We start from the raw sequence: 18,035 nt of genomic DNA on the forward strand, positions 1-18,035 counted from the left end.
CCAGACGCGACGCAGATGGGACGTGCCAGGGGGTGTCGCTATGCTCAACCCCTCTATGACGGCGCCAGCGAGACTCCCAGAGGTGCCTGGCGTGGGAGCGAAAATCGGTCCCTACGAGCTGCTCGAGGTGCTCGGCCAGGGAGGCATGGGAGTCGTCTACCGGGGGTGGAATCCGGAGTCCGGAGAGGCGGTGGCCGTCAAGACGGTGCGTGCGGCCACCGAGGTGCCGCTGGCCAGCATCCGTCGGGAAATCCATGCGTTGCGACGCCTCAGGCACCCTGGAGTCGTACGCATCGTCGCGGAGGGCGTGGCGGGGGGACTGCCCTGGTATGCCATGGAATTGCTCCGGGGACAGACGCTCCGGGGGGCCACTTCCACCCCCCCGCCCGGCCCACTGGCTGCGTCCCGGTTGAACGCAACGCTCACCCTGGCGCGGAGGTTGTGCTCGGCCCTGTCCTTCCTCCACGCCAACGGCCTGGTGCATCGAGATCTGAAGCCGGAGAACGTCTTCCTGCGTCCTGATGGGACGCCGGTGCTGGTGGACTTCGGCATCGCCGCGCGGTTCGGCGGTTCGCGGGGAAGGGAGACGCTGGAGGTCAGTGGCGCCGTGGTGGGGAGCGACACGTACATGGCGCCCGAGCAGCTCCGGGGCGACTACGTGGATGCCCGCGCCGACCTCTACGCCCTGGGCTGCATCCTCTATGAGCAGCTCACCGGCCGGCCACCCTTCATCCCCGGCCGGGAGGGGCCGCTGCCCCACCAGCACCTGCACCTGGCCCCGGTCCCCCCATCGCTGCGAGTGGAGGGGGTGCCCGCGGAGCTGGACGTGCTGGTGCTGCGGCTGCTCGCCAAGCGCCCCCAAGACAGGCCGGGCTACGCGGAGGACGTGTCGTCCGCGCTGGAGGCGCTGGGCGCGGAGGAAGGCGACGAGGGCGCCACCACCATGCCCCGGACGCCGGCCTACCTCTACCGTCCGGACCTGGCCGGGCGCGGAGGCGAGCTGGGGCGACTGACGGCGGCGCTGGACGCGGCGGCGCGAGGCCAGGGAGGCCGCGTCTTCCTCGGCGGAGAGAGTGGCTCGGGCAAGACGCGGCTGGCGCTGGAGCTGGCATCGGAGGCCGGCTGGCGGCGCATGACGGTGGTGGCGGGCGAGTGCGTCCCGGTGGCCATGGGCGGCGCGGACCTGCATGCCTCGCCCCTCCATCCGCTGCGCCCGCTGCTGCTGGCGGTGGCGGACCGGTGCAACGAGCGAGGCGCCGCCGAAGCGGAGCGACTGCTGGGTCCGCGCGGCCGCGTGCTCGCCGCGTATGAGCCGTCCCTGATTCAACTCCCCGGCCAGCGCGAGCAACCCGAGCCCGCGCCCCTGCCCGCTCCGGAGGCGCGCGCGCGCGTGCTGGCGGCGCTGCGCGAGACGCTGCGGGCCTTCGCGGAGGCGCAGCCGTTGCTGCTGGTGCTCGATGACCTCCAGTGGGCGGATGAGCTGACGCTGAGCTTCCTGCTGGAGCTGGACGCGCGACACCTGGCGTCGCGTCCCGTGCTGCTCGTCGGCACGTATCGGATGGACGAGATGGGAGCGGCCCTGCGCGCGGTGGTGGGCGCGCCGGACGCGGTGAGCGTGGAGGTGGGCCGGCTGGATGCCACCAGCGCGGGGAAGATGGTGCGCGGCATGCTGGCGCTGCGCGAGGTGCCCGGCCCCTTCGTCGACGCGCTGGTGCGCGAGACGAGCGGCAATCCCTTCTTCATCGCCGAGTACCTGCGCGCCGCCATCGACGCCGGCCTGCTCTTTCGCGCGCCCTCTGGGGAGTGGCTCTTCGAGGCCGGAGGCAGCGCGGGCAGCCGTCCCCTGCCCCTGCCGGGCAGCATCGCCGAGCTCATCGAACGACGCCTGTCCGATTTGGGCCCGGATGGCCGCGTGCTGGCGGAGGTGGCGTCGGTGCTGGGACGCGAGCTGGACGGTGAGCTGCTGCTCGCCACCGCCGCGCTGCCGGAGAGCGCGGGCCTGGAGGCGGTGGAGGAGCTGCGCCGTCGGCAGGTGCTGGAGGAGTCCGGTGGCGGGCGACTGCGCTTCGTCCACGACAAGCTGCGCGAGGTCGCCTACGCGCGCATCGACCCCGAGCCTCGCCGCGTGCTGCATCTGCGCTGCGCCCAGGGGTTGGAGCTGCGCCAGACAGGCACGTCGACGGGACTGACGCCTCATGCGGCGGGGCTCGCCCACCACTGGTCTCGCGCGGGCGTGCCGGGCCGAGCCAGTGTGTGGTTCTCGCGCGCGGGTGACTCGGCGCGCGCGGCGTACGCCAACGGCGATGCAATCACCTTCTACGAGGCCGCCATCCGCGAGGCCGCGGCGTCCGCCAGGAACGCGGACGCGTCCGACGTGGACGCGAGCACGCTGGCGCTGGACACAGTCTGGGAGGGATTGGGCGAGGTGCTCGCGCTCACCGGGCGACAGGACGAAGCACGGCAGGCGTTCCTGGAGGCCCTGGCACGGATTGAGCAAAGCCAGCGTGTCCATCGCGCCAACGTGCTGCGGAAGGTGGGCAAGTCCTTGCAGACGCACCATCAGAACGAGGAAGCGCTGCGCGTCTACGCCCGGGCTCAAGTCGAGCTGGGCCCGATGCCCGACAGCGTCTCCTCCGCCCCCGGCCAGCGTGAGGCCGCGTGGTGGCATGAGTGGGTGCAACTGCAGGGCGAGCGAATCACGGTGCACTACTGGCTGGCCCAGCTCGACGAGATGCGGGCCCTTGTCGAGGGCGTGCGCCCGGTGATGCGGGCCCATGGCACGCCCCTGCAGCGCGCGCGCTTCTTCAACTCGCTGGTACAGATGCAACTGCGCAGCGAACGCTACCAGGCATCGACGGAGACCGTGGCCCACGCCCGGGCCTACGCGGAAGCCGCGTTGGAGGCAGAGGGGGACGCTGAGCACGCGGGAGCCCGGTGCGTGGTCGCCATGGTGTTGCTCTTCCATGGCGCCCTGGATGAGGCGCAGTCCTGGATGGAAGAGGCGCTCAAGGGCGCCGAGCGCCTGGGAGACGTGACGTTGCAGACGCGGTGCCTCAGCTACCTCACCGTCATCCTGCGGCTGCGAGGCCAGGTGGCCGCCGCGAGCGAGACGACGACGCGAACCCTGGAGCTGGCCACCCGCTCCGGCATGGCCGACTACCTGGGCGCGGCGCATGCCCAGCGGGCCTGGGTGGCCTCGCGAGCCGGAGACACCGCGCTGGCGCGGGAAGCCGCCACGGAGGCGCTGCGCCTGTGGCAGCCCCTGTCGCTCGTGTATCCCTTCCAGTGGCTGGCGCGCTGGACCCTGCTCTCCGTGGAGCTGGAGGCGGGCCGACTGCCCGAGGCCCTGGAGCACGCCCGGGCGCTGCTCGCCAGCCACCAGCAGCGGCTTCCCGACGCGCTCTCCCAGCCGCTGTCGAAGGCACTGGAGCACCAGGACGAGCGGCGCCTGGAGGACGCGCTGGCGATGTTGCGACAGGCGTGTGAGTCAGCGCTGCGACTCTGCTATCTGTGACGGATTGACCGACGTGCTCCTTCTCTCGTCACGGGCTCAAGGCCCGTGGCCCATTCCCGAGGTGCGCATGGCAGGCAAGTACTCGTATTTCTTCTTCAAGCCCGACCGCGTGACCATCCTGGAGGGCTTCACCACGAAGCTCACGGTGTGGGGCGTTCCCACGGACAACCCCAAAATCCTGGAGAACGTCACGGACCGGATGGCTTTCGTGGTCGACTCCGGAGATAGCTCCATCGCCATCTACCAGCCCGACCCGTCTCTCGTGGAGGTCTCCGGCGTCACGGCCAACACGAAGCCCTCGTCCGTCGTCGCCACGCCAAGGTCCAAGGACGGCACGTTCCCGGACATCAAGGCTTGCGCGGACTGCACCGTGGACCAGGCGGACCTCCTCATCTACGCACCCGATGGGAACCTCTACTGGGTGAAGCCGGAGCAGTGGCAGCACGCGGAGAAGATTCCCATCGACAGCCCAAGCCTGAGCTGTTCCGTCAAGCCGCTGCTCGACAACGAAGCCGTCGTGGCCAACATCCCCGAGAAGGCGGACCCCTCCGTGTCACAGGAGGGCCGCTTCCACGAGGGCCCAGGAGGCGCCAGGGCCGAGCCCATCACCTGCTTCCTGCTCAACCTCAACAGCATCCTCCTCAGCTACAAGCCGGGCGCGCTGCTCAGGCCGATGGAGCAGGACCCCGCCACACGTCCCTCCACCAACACCGACAGCCAACCTTGATGCGCACCGCCGCCCTCGACTCCACCACCCCCTCTGCCTCCTCCGGGACGCCCAAGCCGTTCCGGCATGGAACACATCGGGTGATGTCGCCCGAGCAGACCCTGGAGCGTGTGCAGCGGCTCCTGCCCGTCATGGGCATCACCCGCATCGCCAACGTCACGGGGTTGGACACGATTGGAATCCCCGTCGTCATGGTGACGCGGCCCAATGCGCGCTCGCTGGCCGTGTCGCAGGGCAAGGGCCTCACGCTCGCGGCGGCGAAGGCGTCCGGGGTGATGGAGTCCGTGGAGGGCTACCACGCCGAGCACATCTCGCTGCCGCTGAAGCTGGCCACGTACAACGAGCTGCGCTTCCGCTCGCCCGTGGTCGACGTGACGGGGCTGCCGCGCCTGTCGGTGAGCCTGTTCCATCCCAACTGGCGCATGCTCTGGGTGGAGGGCGTGGACCTGCTGGGCAACGGCCCCTTGTGGGTGCCGTTCGACATGGTGCACACCGACTTCACGCTGCCGCTTCCCACCGGCAGTGGCGCGTTCCTCATGAGCAGCAATGGACTGGCTTCGGGGAATCACCTCCTCGAAGCGACGCTCCATGGGCTGTGCGAGGTGGTGGAGCGTGACGCCACCGCGCTCTGGTCCGCCCGAGGTGAGCGGCGTCAGGCCGTCACGCGGCTGGACCTGGGCACCGTGGATGACGCCGCGTGCCGCGAGGTGCTGGAGACCTATGAGCGCGCCGGTGTAGCCGTGGGGGTCTGGGAGACGACCAGCGATGTGGGAGTGGCCGCCTTCACCTGCTACATCGTCGACCGTGAGCCGGAGCCCTTGCGCCCCGTCGCGGTGGCGGGCGGCATGGGCTGTCATCCTTCGCGCGGCGTGGCGCTGCTGCGCGCGCTGACGGAGGCGGCGCAGAGTCGGCTCACGCGCATCAGCGGGGCTCGGGATGACTTGCACCGCAAGGCGTACGAGGACGCGCGGGAAGGCGTCGCGGCGGAGCGGCTCCGGACCCGGCTGCGAGAGGAGACGCCGGTGCGTCGCTTCCAGGACGCGCCTCATCAGGATGCGGAGACGCTGGAAGAGGACCTCGCGTGGGTGCTGGCGAAGCTGCTCGCGGTGGGAGTGACTCAAGTGGTCGCGGTGGACCTGACGAAGCCGGAGCTGGGGCTGCCCGTGGTGCGAGTGGTGGTGCCGGGCCTGGAGCCCACGCATGAGGCACCGGGCTACGTCCCGGGCGCGCGCGCCCAGCGAGTGATGCGAGGGGACGGGACATGAAGGTGTTCATCTTCACGGGTCCCACGCTGCGAGCCGAAGAGGCCCGCGCGGAGCTGGATGTGGTGTACCTGCCGCCCGTGCAGCAGGGAGATGTCTACCGGGCCACGCTGGAGAAGCCGGCGGCCATCGGCATCATCGACGGCTTCTTCGAGCACGTGCCCGCGGTGTGGCACAAGGAGATCCTCTGGGCCTTGTCGGAGGGCATCCATGTCTTCGGCGCCGCGAGCATGGGCGCGCTGCGGGCCGCGGAGCTGGTGTCGTTCGGCATGGAGGGCGTCGGCGCCATCTTCGAGGACTTCCAGCGCGGCGTGCTGGAGGACGATGACGAGGTGGCAGTGGCGCACGCCAGCGCCGAGGACCACTTCAGGCCGCTGTCCGAGGCGATGGTGAATGTCCGCGCCACGCTGGCGGCGGCGAAGAGCGCCCAGGTGGTGAGTGAGGACACGCGCGCGGCGCTGGAGCGACTGGCCAAGTCCCTCTTCTACGTGGAGCGCGTGTGGCCCACGGTGTTGAGCCGGGCCACGCACGAGGGACTTCCTGGCGCGGAGCTGGAGGCGCTCAAGGCGTGGCTGCCCGAGGGACGCGTGGACGCGAAGCGCGCGGATGCGGTGGCGTTGCTGCGCACGATTCGGGCGCGGATGGAGGCGGGACTCGGACCCAAGGAGACGCGCTTCCCCTTCCAGCACACGGACGCGTGGGAGGAGGCACGGAGGCGCGCGGGCAGACAGCCGTTGCGCTACGCGGCGGGTTCCCTGGAGGGCGTGGCCTCCGAGGCGCTGCTCGATGAACTGCGGCTGCGCGGCGGATTGAAGGAGGCACGACGCTCAAGCATGGCGCGCGCGCTCGCCGTGGAGGAAGCGCGGCGGCTGGGGCGAGAGCCAGGGGCGGAAGATCTGCGCGCGACAGAAGCGGCGTTGCTGCACGAGCGACAGCTCACCCCTGAAACGTTCGAGCGGTGGAAGTCGGAGCAGTACGTCGACGACGTCCCTCGCCTGCTGCGCGATGAGTCGCACGTGCGCTGGGTGGAGGCCCTCTTCGAGCCGGACGTGCTGCGCCACCTGGCGGACCACCTGCGCTTGACGGGCGAGTACGGCGCACTGGTTCAACGGGCGCAAGACAAGGAGCAGGTCCTCGCGGAAGCGGGGCTCTCCGCGCCACGCCTGGAGGACGCGGGCATCACCGAGGGCGCCCTGTGGGCCTGGTACTTCGAGGAGCACCAGGGGCGGATGGTGCCGAGCCCACTCCATCAGGCCGCGCGCGATGAAGGCTTCCCGGACGTGGACTCCATGCGACGGGCCGCGCTGCGCGAGCTCTGCTACGTGCTCGCGAAGGCTGGCGAGGCAGCCTGACTCCCGGCCCAGCTCATGTGCTGGGCCATTCACTCCGACGCAGGCGGCCTCACCAGGCCGCCCCGTGCAGGAGTCAGCTTCTTTGCCGAGCCGGCTTCTTCTTCGGTGCCGCCTCCAGCTTCGCCTTCTTCGCCGAGGCCCTCCGCACCGAAGTCGCCTTCTCCGTCACAGCCTTTTTCGCCGAGGCCTTCCGCACCGAAGTCGCCTTCTCCGTCACAGCCTTTTTCGCCGAGGCCTTCCGCACCGAAGTCACCTTCTCTGTCGCGGCCTTCTTCGCCGAGGCCTTCCGCACCGAAGTCGCCTTCTCCGTCACAGCCTTTTTCGCCGAGGCCTTCCGCACCGAAGTCGCCTTCTCCGTCGCAGCCTGCTTCTTCGCCGCTACGACCTTCGGTACCGACGTCTTCGTGGGAGTCCCCTGCTCCACCGCGCCCGGCTCCGGCTGCAGGACGAACACCCGGTCCAACCGACGACTGCCGCGTGCCACGGGTGAGTTCACGTCGTAGTCGAAGTCATACGCGGCCACCACGCGCAGCCCCGCGTTGCGGAACAGTCTGGCCGCCTGCGCCGCGTCGTACGTGCGGAAGAACCACGTCGTCTCGATGAGCCAGTCCTTCCCAGGCCCCGTGATTCGCAGTCGGTTGCGCATGGGCGAGCGGCGCGCGCCACGGTCCGGCAAGCCCTCGTGCGTGTTGCAGACGACCTTGTCCTTGCCCACGCGCCCCAGCCACCGCTCGTGCTCGGGCACGCTCCGCGAGTAGTCGGTGAGGTGGAACCCCAGCACATAGATACCGTTCGGCTTGAGCAGCCGCCGAGTCCCCTTCAAGTGCGCCAGCGCCGCCGCCTCGCTGTCCAGGTACCGGAAGGTGGAGACCAGGTTGTGCGCGACATCCACCTTCCCCTCCAGCGCGGGCTCGAAGAACTCCTCCATTCGCGACGGGGCCAGCTTCACCCGTCGGCGCTCCGCCGGAGTCAGCCGCTTGCGCGCATGCGCGAGCATCGCCTCGGAGATGTCGTAGCCCGCGACCTTCATGCCGCGACTGGCGGCCTCGGCCACCAAGCGCCCCGCGCCACACGCAGGCTCCAACCACTGCGAGCCTCCCGTGCCATGCCGCGCGCTGAGCGCCTGGAGGAAGTCCGCCTCCCGCACGGTGTCGGTGCCGAAGATGGCCTCGTAGTACTCCGGGTGCTCGTACCAGTCAGTGCGTTTTTCCATGGATGGGTGCCCGCTCGGGCGCGCGCATCCTCAGGGCCCTCGCGTCGAAAGCCAAGTCAAAGCGTGTCATCCCCTCACGCGGTCCGCTGTTCCGGTGACACCGCTGGCGAGCCCGCTGACTCGGACCGGGGGCTCGACATCGCGTCACGCAGCCGCACCCCGAGCATCCGTCTCAACAACACCACGCCCAGCGGCAGCGGCAGCCACAGGGTGAAGCCCCGCAGCAACATCACCGCCGTGAGCCCCACCTCCACGGGCACGCCCAGCGAACTCAGCGTCCCCACCGCGGTGGCCTCGAACGTCCCCACGCCGCCCGGGATGATGCTCAAGGTCATCACCAGCGTCGCAAGCATGAACGCGGCGAACACATCCGGGAAGTCCACCGCGTGCCCCGCCGCGAAGAACATGCACGAGAGCGTGAGCGCATCCAGCAGGAAGGTCGCGAACTGCAACGCGCCCGCGCGCAGCAGCAGCCACTTGTCCCGCACCAGCTCGGGAGGCACCTGGGAGATGGACTCCAGCAGCCCCGTGAGCCCGGGGATGCGACGCGCCCAGCGCGGCGGCTGCCAGCCTCCATGCCGCGTCAGCCAGAGGATTCCAAACGGCACCGCGCACGCGAGCGCCGCGAAGGCCGTGGCCAGGCCCAGGATGGCCGCATGCAGTTGGGCACGAAACCAGAGGGTGAGGATGGCGATGACCACGGCCACGGCATGCGCCGCGTAGAAGGACACCATGTCCACCAGCAGCGCCGCCGTCGCCACCCTGGGAGGGGCTCCCTCCTTCTGAAGCCCCTTCATCACCACCACCGAGCCACCGATGCCCGCCGTGGGCACGAGCTGGTCGAAGGAGAGCTTCATCAGCGCCAGGCTCGCGGTGCGCATCCACGGGGCCTTCACCCCCGCCGCGCGCAGCGTCACCAGCCAGCAGCCCGCCATCGTGAGGTACGAGAACACCTGGAGCACCGCGCCGGCCAGCAACCACTCCGGCCGGGCGTGCTTCAACATCAGGGCGAACTGGCGCTCCTCCCCGAAGCGAAGCACCACGAACACGATGAGCGCCACCAGCAACACCACGCCTGGAAGCCAGCCCCACACGCTGTGACGTCGCGACGGGCCGTCCGCCGACGCGGAGGGGGCTTCGGTACCGGAGCCGGAGTGTCCCTCGTGCATGAGCACACCCACTCCCTCAAGGAGCAGCGGCTCCCGCCGATTCGTCCGCGCGAGCCGCGGCGGAGTCGAGCAGCCGCGCCGCCATGCGCATGAAGTCGGCCTCGGTGATGATTCCCACCAGGCGTCGGTCCCGGTCCACCACGGGCAGACAGCCGAAGCGGTGGTCCAGCAGATTGTAGATGGCGTCGCGCACCGGCAGGTCCGGCCGCACTATCTCCACATCCCTCGACATGATGCGTGCGACGGGGATGGGGTCCAGGTTCCGCGTCGCGAACTGGCGCGCCATCGCGCGAAGCAAGTCGCGGTGACTCACCAGCCCCACCAACCGGCCCTCGCGCACCACCGGCAGGTGCCGGATGTGATTGAGCGTCAGCAGGTCATCCACGCGGTTCAGGCTGTCGGTCTCCTCCAGCGTGACGACATCACGGGTCATCAGGTCGCCCACGGTGAGCATGATGAGACTGCCTCCACCCAAGCCACGAGCCTCGCGCGCACCATGCGCCGCTCGGGCCGAGTCCTCTGCAGGGTGCGCCCGCGCCCCGGTTCGCGCAGCACATCGGCGGACAGGCGGGCGGGGGCCGGCGTCCCCACCTACCCCGAGGCGCTGGAAATCAGACGCTCATCTCGCGCGAGCTCGCGAAGCCTGTCTTTCAGGCTCTTGAACTGCTGCCGCAGGACGGCCGCTTTCTTGTGGAGCCCCTCGGAGGACTGCGTCCCATCCAGCTCACGCGCGACATCCAGCCAGGACATCCGCCGGTCCACCCGCAGCACCAGGAGGTTGCGCTCACCCGGCTCCAGCTTCGCGCGCAGGGTGCGGAAGCGGTCCTTCACGGGCGTCTGGAGCCAGGGCGCCGTGCCTGACCGCTCGACGTGCATGAGGTCGACCAGCTCCTGGCTCGCCCCCCTATCCCTGCGTGGCGAGGAGGCGGTGGACATCCGGTACGCGACATTGCGCGCCACGCGATACGCCCACGTCCTGAACGAGCTCTCCCACCGAAAGCCTGGCAAGTCCCTCACCAGGCTCTCGCAGAAGATGCTGAAGGCCTCTCGCGCCTGCTCCGGCTCCCTCAACAGCGTCACCAGCAGTCTGCGCAGCTCCGGGCCATAGCCCTCCACGGCGACCTCCACCGCGCTCGCGGTGTCTCCCAGGCCGCAGTGCTCGCGAATCCTCCGCTCCAACGCTTCTCTCTCCTTTGGCGACATTCCTCGCACCTCCTGGTGGATGGAATGGCGCCCACCGTCATCGTGACGGCCGCGGCGTCCGAGTGAATTCACATCCATGCCGACCCGTCCCCATCTCATTGGACAGCGGCACGGCCGCCTCACCCAGAGACACCCGCATGCCTCTCATCCTTCTCGTCGACGATGATTCGACCCTCCTCGAAATCTACACCGAGGCTCTCGAACAACTGGGCTGCGACGTCGCCTCCGCGCCGGATGGCGAGATGGCCCTGTCGCTCGCGCTGTCGCTGAAGCCGGACCTCATCCTCACCGACGTGATGATGCCGGGGATGAGCGGTCTGGAGCTGTGCCGACGGCTGCGCGCGGATGAGCGGCTGTGCCGCATTCCGCGCATCGTCCACAGCAGCATGGAGTGCCGTCCCAGCGCGCCCGGTGAGGTCTTCCTGCGCAAGTCCGGAGAGCTGTCGGAGCTCCTGCGGTGTGTCGCCCAGGGCCTCGCCCACGGCGACCCGCCGTCCGCCGAGCTGTCCTCCGCGGCGTGAGGCGTCAGTCCCACTCCGCCAGCAGCGCCCGCGCGGCCCAGGCATCCGCGAGCACCTGGCTGCCAGAGAAGACTTCCTTCAGCGACTCCAGCAGCACCCGTGCCTCCGCCGCCTCGCCGGTGTGACGCGCCAGTCTCGCCAGCTCCACGGCCGCCCCCAGCTCGTGCAATCGAGCGCCGGTGTCACGCGCCACCGCGAGCGAGCGTCGGAAGCACTCGCGAGCCTCGCCCACGTCCCCTCGTAGCAGCAGGAGCTGTCCCTGCACGCGCAGCAACGTCGCCAGGTGGTGACGCGCCACACGCCCCTCCACGTGGACCCGAGCCTCGCGCACCGCGGCCAGTCCCTCGTCGATTCGCCCTCCCGCGAGGTACGCGCGAGCGAGCGTCGTCAGGCACCCGCCCTGAAGCAGCGTCGCCCCCAGCCCCGTCATCAGCGCGATTCCCTCGTGGATGCGCGCCACGCCGCCCTCCACGTCGCCCAGGAAGGCCAGCGAGAGGCCGTGCATGCAGATGCTCCCCACCAGGGGCAACGGAAAGCCGTACTCGACACAGAGGCCCACGGCCCGCCCCGACACCTCCAGCAACGTCGCCGGGTCTCCACGCTCCAGCGCCAGCATCGCGCCGAAGACGGACACCGTGGCGACGGCGTAGGGATGGTTCATGGAATCCGCGAGCGCGAAGGCCTGGGCCTGCGTCGCGAGCGCGGTGTCGGTGTGGCCCAGCACCAGCTCGCTCACCGCCAGGTACATCAGCGCGTGCAGGCACTGCTCGGAGGCATGGCCCAGGCGCCCGCCGCGAATCTGCGCGAGCTGCTCCGCCACGCCCTCCCGCCCCAGCAGCGCCTTCACCTCCAGGCCATGGCTCCGACAGGACGTGTAGTCCGCCCGCCAGAACGCCTGGCTGTTGAGCGCGCCGTGCAACACCACGCGCGCCTCCAGGTCCAGGTGCGTGTCGCCCTGACAGCGGAAGAGCTCCGCGAGATGGTCCATGCCCTCGCCATCGCCGCGCACCAGCGCGATGTTCCACAGCCCCCAGAAGAGCGACGTCGGAATGCACTGGGACGGGTCACACAGCGCGGCGGCTCGCGTGAAGGCGTCCTCCACCTCTCGCGTGCCGAAGCCCTTCGAGGCCACCAGCGCCTGTCCCAGCTCCACGTGCAGAACCATGTCGCACTCATCCCGCTCTCGGGAGGGCGGCAGGAGCTCGAGCTGTCCCAGCGCTCGCGTGTAGTGGCTGATGGCTTCCGGGAAGGCCGACTTCGCGCCCGCGAGCTGACCCGCGCTCCGCCAGAGCTCCATCGCTTGCCGCGTCAGCCCCGCCAGCGTGGCGTGATGGGCCACCATCTCCGGCTGCTCCTCCACCACCTCGGGGAACTGCTCGGAGAGCACCTGGACGACGCGGCCGTGGTAGCGCTGGCGGGTGCTGCGCAAGAGCGACTGGTAGGCCGCCTCCTGGATGAGCGCGTGGCGGAAGGCGTATGTGGTGCATGGCGGCTGGCCCTGGCGGAAGAGCAGCCCGGCCTGCTCCAGTCGCTCCAGCTCCGGCTGCAGCTCGTCTTCCTGGAGGAAGGACACCGCGCGCAGCGTCTCGTAGTTGAACTCGCGCCCCAGCGTGGCCGCGAGCTGCACCTGGGAGCGCTGTCGAGGCGGCAGCTGGTCCAGGCGCGCGAGGAGCAGCTCGTGCAACACCGCGGGCACGGCGGAGAGCGTCTCGCCGGAGTCCCCTCGCGTGGCCTCCTGCTCCACCACCACGCGCGTCAGCTCCTCGACGAAGAGAGGAACTCCGTCCGTCCGTGACACCAGCCGCGCCACCGTGTTCGGAGCGAGGGCTCGCTGGCCCGCGACTTCGCGCACCAGGGCCGCGGTGGCCTCTGGAGGCAGGGGCTCCACATCCAGCGAATGGAGCGCCGCGCGCGGCCCCCACGCATGCTCGAAGCCCGGGCGCCCGGTGAGCAGCACACACAGGCGCGTCCCCTCCAGTCGCTCCAGCAATACGCCAAGGAACTGGAGGGTGGAGGGGTCCGCCCAGTGCAGGTCCTCCACCACCAGCACCACGGGACGGCGCACGTCCTCGTGGCGGAACAGCTCCACCAGGGCCTTCATCATCGCGGCCCGCTGCCGCTCACCGGACAGGTGAAGGAAGGGCGAGCCCTCCGGCACGGGCAGCGACAGGAACGAGGCGAGCGGACACGAGAGCTCCACGTCCACGCCCAGCACGCCCAGGCGCTCCACCAGTCGCTCCAGCTTGCGCTCGGGCGCATCGTCGCGCGTGAAGCCCAGGAAGCGCTGGAGCCAGTCGATGAGCGGGTGGAAGGCGCTGCCCGTTCCCCGCACACCGCACTGACACCGCGCCCAGGTGCTCGTGCCCGGAGCCTCGCGGTCATGCAGCTCCTGGACGAGCCGCGACTTGCCGATGCCCGCCTCCCCTCGCAGCAGGACACCCACGCCGCGCCCTCCCAGCGCCTCCGCCCGCCACGTCGTGAGGCGCTGGAGCTCCCGCTCGCGCCCCACCAGCGGTGACAGCGCGCCGACCACGAGCGCCCGGTCGAAGCGGCTCGCTCCGGGCCGCTCTCCCAGCGCCTCGTGCACATCCAGCCACGACGTGCCCGACAGTCCCTCGAAGGCCCAGGCGCCCAGCGAGCGCGTGCGGATGCGGCCTCGCACCAGCGCATGCGTGCCCTCCGTGAGCAGCACCGCGTCCGGCCCGGCCTGCGCGGCCAGCCACGAGGCCACCTTCGGCGCTTCACCCTGCATGGGAGGCGCGGTGCCATGCAGCAGCGGCGACGCATCCGCCAGCGCGACGCGGTCCGTGTGCAGCCCCACCTTCACCACCACGCCCGGAGGCCCCAGCCCCGCAAGTTCACCAGGCAGCACTTCTTGAAGCTTCAGCGCCGCGCGCACCGCTCGCTCCGAGTCCCCCTCGCGCGCCACGGGGAAGCCGAAGCACGCGAGCACCTCCGCGCCCACCGCGAGCGTCATCGCCCCCTCGTGCTCGTGGATGATGCGCGTGCAGCCCTGGTGGAAGGCGCCCTCCAGCTCGCTGCAATCCTCCGGGTCCAGGCGCTCCATGCCGCCGCGCTCCTGCGCGAGCCGACACGACACCAGCGTCACCAGCCGTCGACCGGAGACGCTCGAACGTGAGGCCGGTGTGGCGTCCAGCCCCAGCAGTCGTCGCAGGCAGCGCAGCCGCTCCAGCAGCTCGCCTCCGTTCGCGGGACGCTCCGCCGGGTCCTTCGCCAGCGCCGAAGCCACCAGGCGCACGAGCTCCTCCGGCAACCCGGGACACCGCCGGCTCACCGAGGGCATGGGCTGTCCGGTGGGGATGTGCAGGCGCAGCTCCGGCGCCTTCGCGCGCGGCAGCGGGTGCTCTCCGGTGAGCAGCTCGTAGAGCAACAAACCCGCGGCCCACACATCGGCGCGCGCGTCCGGAGGCTCGCCCCGCCATTGCTCCGGCGCCATGTACGCGGGCGTCCCGGCGCGAGCAGCCTCGGGCGCCAGGGCGGGCCCCGCCGGTGAGCGCGCGAGGCCGAAGTCGAGCAGCTTCGCCCTGCCATCCGCGAGCACGAAGACATTGGCGGGCTTGAGGTCGCGATGCACCAGGCGCCGCTCATGCGCATGCGCGAGCCCCGCCGCCACGTCCGTCATCAAGTCCAACGTGCGCCGCAGGTCAGGCCGCTCCCGGCGCAGCAGGCGCTGCAGCGACTCGCCCTCCAGGAACTCCATCACCAGGAAGGGCACGCTCAGCGGCACCTCCTCGCCTCGCGCCAGCGCGCCGGTGTTCCACGCGGACACGTCATGGATGCGGACGATGTTCTCGTGGTCCAGCCGGGCAATCGCCTGCGCCTCTTCGCGCAGCGCGGCCAGCAGCGAAGGCGTGGCGAGCCCCCGGTGCGCGGCGAGGAACTTCAGCGCCACCGTGCGCCACAGCTCGTGGTCCACCGCGCGGAACACCTGCCCCATGCCACCACCGCCCAAAAGCCCCAGGACCTCGTACCGACGGCCGTCCAGTCCGCCCAGCCGGTCTCCCAGGAGCGGCACCGGACTTGCGGCGCCCCCGTGGATGAGCCCCTGCAGCACCGCGTCCTCGAAGTCCGAGCCCGCGCGCGTGGGCGAGTTCGCCGCCTCCGGGGAGACTGCTCCCGACCCCTCCACCATGCCTCTGGGTGTGCTCATCGCGCGGGCCCTCCGTCGGGGCCACCGCCCGCCCGTCCGTCAGCCCAGGCGGGTGCTCCCCCTCCCAGAGAGAGAGGGCGACGCGCCGGCGTTTGTGACGGAGAAGGGTTTGTGACGAGGAGACTTCGCGGCCGAGGCTCGACACCCGAGCAAACAGGCTCAGTGCGCCGGATGCCCCATGAGCCGCGCCAGCCCGAACATCAGCGCCAGGCCCACGAACAGCGCCAGCACGTTGCGGCCCGGCTGGTCCTTGCCGTGCCTGTGCACGTGCGGCAGCAAGTCGGACACGGCGATGTACAGGAACGTGCCCGCGGAGAAGGCCAGCGCCTTGGGCGCCAGGCTCTCGAAGCGCAGCACCGCGTCGAAGGCGAAGTACAGCAGCGCGCCCGCCGGCACCATCAGCCCGTACAGCACGGAGAGCAGGAGGATGGAGCTTCGCGAGCGCCCCTCCGTCTTCAGGATGGAGGCGAGCGACAGCGCGGAGGGCACCTTGTGCGCGACGATGGCGATCAACGCCATCAACCCCACGCCCTCCTCCACCGCCGAGCCCAGGGCGATGCCGTCGAACAGCGTGTGCGTGGACAGGCCGAGGAACGCGGTGAGCCCCAGCACCTGCCCGGCTTGCGCGGGAGGACGCCCGCTGCCGGACATGTGGTCTCCGGGCAGGTCCTCACCCGCGTGCGCGACGAGGTAGCGCTCCAGCACCAGCAGGAACACGAAGCCACCGGGCACCAGCGCGAAGGCCCACCAGCCTCCGCCCTCGTACGCCTCCGGCAGCATGTGGAAGAAGGCCGCGCCCAGCATCACGCCCGCGGCGAAGGCGAGGAAGCGAACCAGTTGCGTGGGCCGCTGGTTCCACAACACCACCATCGCGCCCAACAGCGCGCCGACGACGACGATGAGGGAGTAGAGGGCCACCGTGGCCAGGACCGACATGGGGCGCGCACCCTACAACAAAACCGCCGATACAAAACCGCTGACTCAGTAGCGCCGCACCACCACCAGCCCCACCCGGCCTGGTTTGACGTCGACCGTGTGCTCCGTCACCCGTCCCCCCGCCTCCACACGCACCGTGTGGCTCCCCGCCGGCACCCGGAAGCGCGCCACCTGGAACTCCGCGGGCAAGGAAAGCCAGGAACGCAGGTCTGGGGCATTGCCGGCGTTGAGCAGGAGGAAGGCCAGGACGCCCAGCTCCTCGCTCTTCGTCGCCGCGCCCAGGCCCGCCGCCAGGCCCGCCTTCACCGCCGCGCCCGCGAGCTGCTTGGCGAGCATCCCTCCAATGCGGGTGTCCAGGTGGAGCCGCGCGACGTCCGCCAGGGACGTCACCGTCACCGCGCGCTCGTCCTGGTCTCCCAGCTTCACGCGCACCATCGGCGCACTGCCCCGGTCCCGGTAGACAGGCACCTCGATGAGGTTGCCGCCGCCGCTGCCATAGTCGCGCGACGCGGGCTGCTTCTCCGGTGACAGCCCCGCTTCCACCACGACAACGACTTGGGACTCGTCGCGGCCGAGCGGCGGGTGGGCCACCTCCGGGTACTTCTCCTTCAGCGCCGCGTAGACGTCATCGCGGCCGGTGTACTTCGACAGGCGGAGGAGCGGCTCCACCAGCGAGCCCAGCCGGGGCTCCAGCTCGTACGCCTTCGCATAGTCGATATAGGCCGAGTCCCAGTCGCGCTGGTCCTCGCGGATGACGCCGCCCAGGTAGCGCGCAATCGCGAGCTGCTGGTACGGCTTCTTCTCCTCGGTGACCATCTTCTGGAGGCGCTCGTTGACCTGACGCACCTCCACCATGGCCGCCTCGTCGTCCCCCAGCTCCGCGTAGTTGAGCGCCTGGAAGACGGAGATCATCAGCTTCTCGAAGTCCTCGCCCCGGTAGGCCCGCTGACGCTCGTTGGTGATGAGTGCCCCCGCCTCCTCGCTGACGGAGACTCCGTCGAGCTGCGCGCTGAGCTTCTCCGCCTCCTCCAGCACCGCGTTGCTCTCGGTCCACTTGCCCGCGGAGTGCAGCAGCATGCCCTTGTCCAGGAGCACGAGCAGCGTGTCCTTCCCCGAGCCCTCCTTCTCCACGGCCTCGAGCTGCGCCAGCGCGCCCGGATAGTCCTCCGACTGGTACGACGCGCGGACGCCTCGCGTGCGCGCCACGTAGTCACCGGCGCACCCCGTCAGCAGCAGCACGCTCGCCAGCACGAGCACGCCCCCCACGTGAGGGCGCGCCGGATGGCGGAGAGGAGGAGTCATGAGCAGTCGAGCCTTCGCGTGGAGCCAGCGGCTGGTATCAGCGTGCTACCAGCTGACGCCGCGCTTCTCGAACTTCTTGCGGATCTGCTTCTCGTCCGTCCACTCGATGAGGCCGGTGCGCACGTTGCTCAGCTTCGCCGTCATCTTGTAGTACACGAGCTTGTCGCGGCCGACCTCCTGGATGATGGAGGCCAAATCGCCCGTCATCATGAAGTCGACGGAGACCTGCGCGCCCGGGCCCTTGGCGGCATTCGGGTCCACGTAGCCCGACTGTTGGTACTCGTACTCCTCCGCGATGTCCTGGCGCGCGGCCTGGTCCACCATGGCGAAGCGGCCCGTCTGCGCGAGCGCCGTCTGGATTTTGTCGCCCAGCGAGCGCATGTCGATGTGCTCGGATGTGCTGTTCTTCAGCTTGCCCACGAGGACGATGGGCAGCGAGCCGTCGGGACGCGGCGTGGAGAAGCGCGGCGAGGTGGCCAGCGACTCCGCCATCTTCTTGGCGATGAGCTGCAGGTCGTTCTCGTTGAACTGATCCGACAGCATCTCGATTTCGTTCGGGTCTTCGTATGAGCCGCGCGTGTACGCGCGCGGGCCACTGCACGCGACGAGCGTGGAGACAAGGCAGGCGGTCAGGATGAGGCGATGGGTCTTCATGGTGCGTATGA

At 70.2% G+C, this 18,035-nt stretch carries 13 protein-coding genes; 5 read left to right on the forward strand and 8 right to left on the reverse strand.

What is annotated here, in order from left to right; translation table 11 throughout:
* Positions 1-91 precede the first annotated feature (91 nt).
* The 4 genes from LZ199_RS07250 (at position 92) to LZ199_RS07265 (ending at position 6,855) form a co-directional block, all read left to right on the forward strand.
* Positions 92-3,514, forward strand: coding sequence for a serine/threonine-protein kinase (locus tag LZ199_RS07250; RefSeq protein ID WP_253992904.1), 3,423 nt, complete (start codon positions 92-94; stop codon positions 3,512-3,514).
* A 67-nt stretch (positions 3,515-3,581) separates the two neighbouring features.
* On the forward strand, positions 3,582-4,241 hold the full coding sequence (locus LZ199_RS07255; RefSeq protein WP_253992905.1) for a hypothetical protein: 660 nt from the start codon (positions 3,582-3,584) through the stop codon (positions 4,239-4,241).
* Positions 4,242-4,324: 83 nt separating this feature from the next.
* Entirely contained in the window at positions 4,325-5,506 is a 1,182-nt protein-coding gene (locus LZ199_RS07260; protein WP_253992906.1) for a YcaO-like family protein, read from the forward strand.
* Positions 5,503-6,855 carry a TfuA-like protein gene (locus LZ199_RS07265; RefSeq protein WP_253992907.1) on the forward strand — a complete coding sequence of 451 codons (1,353 nt, stop codon included), beginning with the start codon at positions 5,503-5,505 and terminating at the stop codon, positions 6,853-6,855. The genes LZ199_RS07260 and LZ199_RS07265 overlap by 4 nt, the downstream gene beginning before the upstream one ends.
* Before the next feature lie 73 nt (positions 6,856-6,928).
* Here LZ199_RS07265 and LZ199_RS07270 read toward each other — a convergent pair whose 3' ends face one another.
* From LZ199_RS07270 to LZ199_RS07285, 4 genes are all read right to left on the reverse strand, one after another.
* Positions 6,929-8,068: a class I SAM-dependent methyltransferase gene (locus tag LZ199_RS07270; protein WP_407667173.1), complete on the reverse strand. Its 1,140-nt coding sequence runs from the start codon at positions 8,066-8,068 to the stop codon at positions 6,929-6,931.
* Positions 8,069-8,142: 74 nt separating this feature from the next.
* Positions 8,143-9,237: a lysylphosphatidylglycerol synthase transmembrane domain-containing protein gene (locus LZ199_RS07275; protein WP_253992908.1), complete on the reverse strand. Its 1,095-nt coding sequence runs from the start codon at positions 9,235-9,237 to the stop codon at positions 8,143-8,145.
* 16 nt (positions 9,238-9,253) lie between these two features.
* Positions 9,254-9,691 (reverse strand): CBS domain-containing protein, encoded by a 438-nt coding sequence (locus LZ199_RS07280; protein WP_253992909.1) that lies wholly within the window; start codon positions 9,689-9,691, stop codon positions 9,254-9,256.
* A gap of 137 nt (positions 9,692-9,828) precedes the next feature.
* Entirely contained in the window at positions 9,829-10,440 is a 612-nt protein-coding gene (locus LZ199_RS07285) for a sigma-70 family RNA polymerase sigma factor (protein WP_253992910.1), read from the reverse strand.
* Positions 10,441-10,577: 137 nt separating this feature from the next.
* Here LZ199_RS07285 and LZ199_RS07290 point away from each other — a divergent pair, with 137 nt between their 5' ends.
* Positions 10,578-10,961: a response regulator gene (locus LZ199_RS07290; RefSeq protein ID WP_253992911.1), complete on the forward strand. Its 384-nt coding sequence runs from the start codon at positions 10,578-10,580 to the stop codon at positions 10,959-10,961.
* 4 nt (positions 10,962-10,965) lie between these two features.
* Here LZ199_RS07290 and LZ199_RS07295 read toward each other — a convergent pair whose 3' ends face one another.
* The 4 genes from LZ199_RS07295 to lpoB all read right to left on the reverse strand — a co-directional run bounded on the left by LZ199_RS07295 (position 10,966) and on the right by lpoB (position 18,024).
* Positions 10,966-15,132 (reverse strand): protein kinase domain-containing protein, encoded by a 4,167-nt coding sequence (locus LZ199_RS07295; protein ID WP_253992912.1) that lies wholly within the window; start codon positions 15,130-15,132, stop codon positions 10,966-10,968.
* A gap of 159 nt (positions 15,133-15,291) precedes the next feature.
* Entirely contained in the window at positions 15,292-16,068 is a 777-nt protein-coding gene (locus LZ199_RS07300) for a ZIP family metal transporter (RefSeq protein WP_253992913.1), read from the reverse strand.
* A gap of 45 nt (positions 16,069-16,113) precedes the next feature.
* Positions 16,114-17,370: a COG3014 family protein gene (locus tag LZ199_RS07305; RefSeq protein ID WP_253992914.1), complete on the reverse strand. Its 1,257-nt coding sequence runs from the start codon at positions 17,368-17,370 to the stop codon at positions 16,114-16,116.
* Between the two features lie 45 nt (positions 17,371-17,415).
* Positions 17,416-18,024, reverse strand: coding sequence for a penicillin-binding protein activator LpoB (gene lpoB / locus LZ199_RS07310; protein ID WP_253992915.1), 609 nt, complete (start codon positions 18,022-18,024; stop codon positions 17,416-17,418).
* Positions 18,025-18,035: the final 11 nt, after the last annotated feature.

This window comes from Myxococcus qinghaiensis (assembly GCF_024198215.1).
Taxonomy (GTDB): Bacteria; Myxococcota; Myxococcia; order Myxococcales; family Myxococcaceae; genus Myxococcus; species Myxococcus qinghaiensis.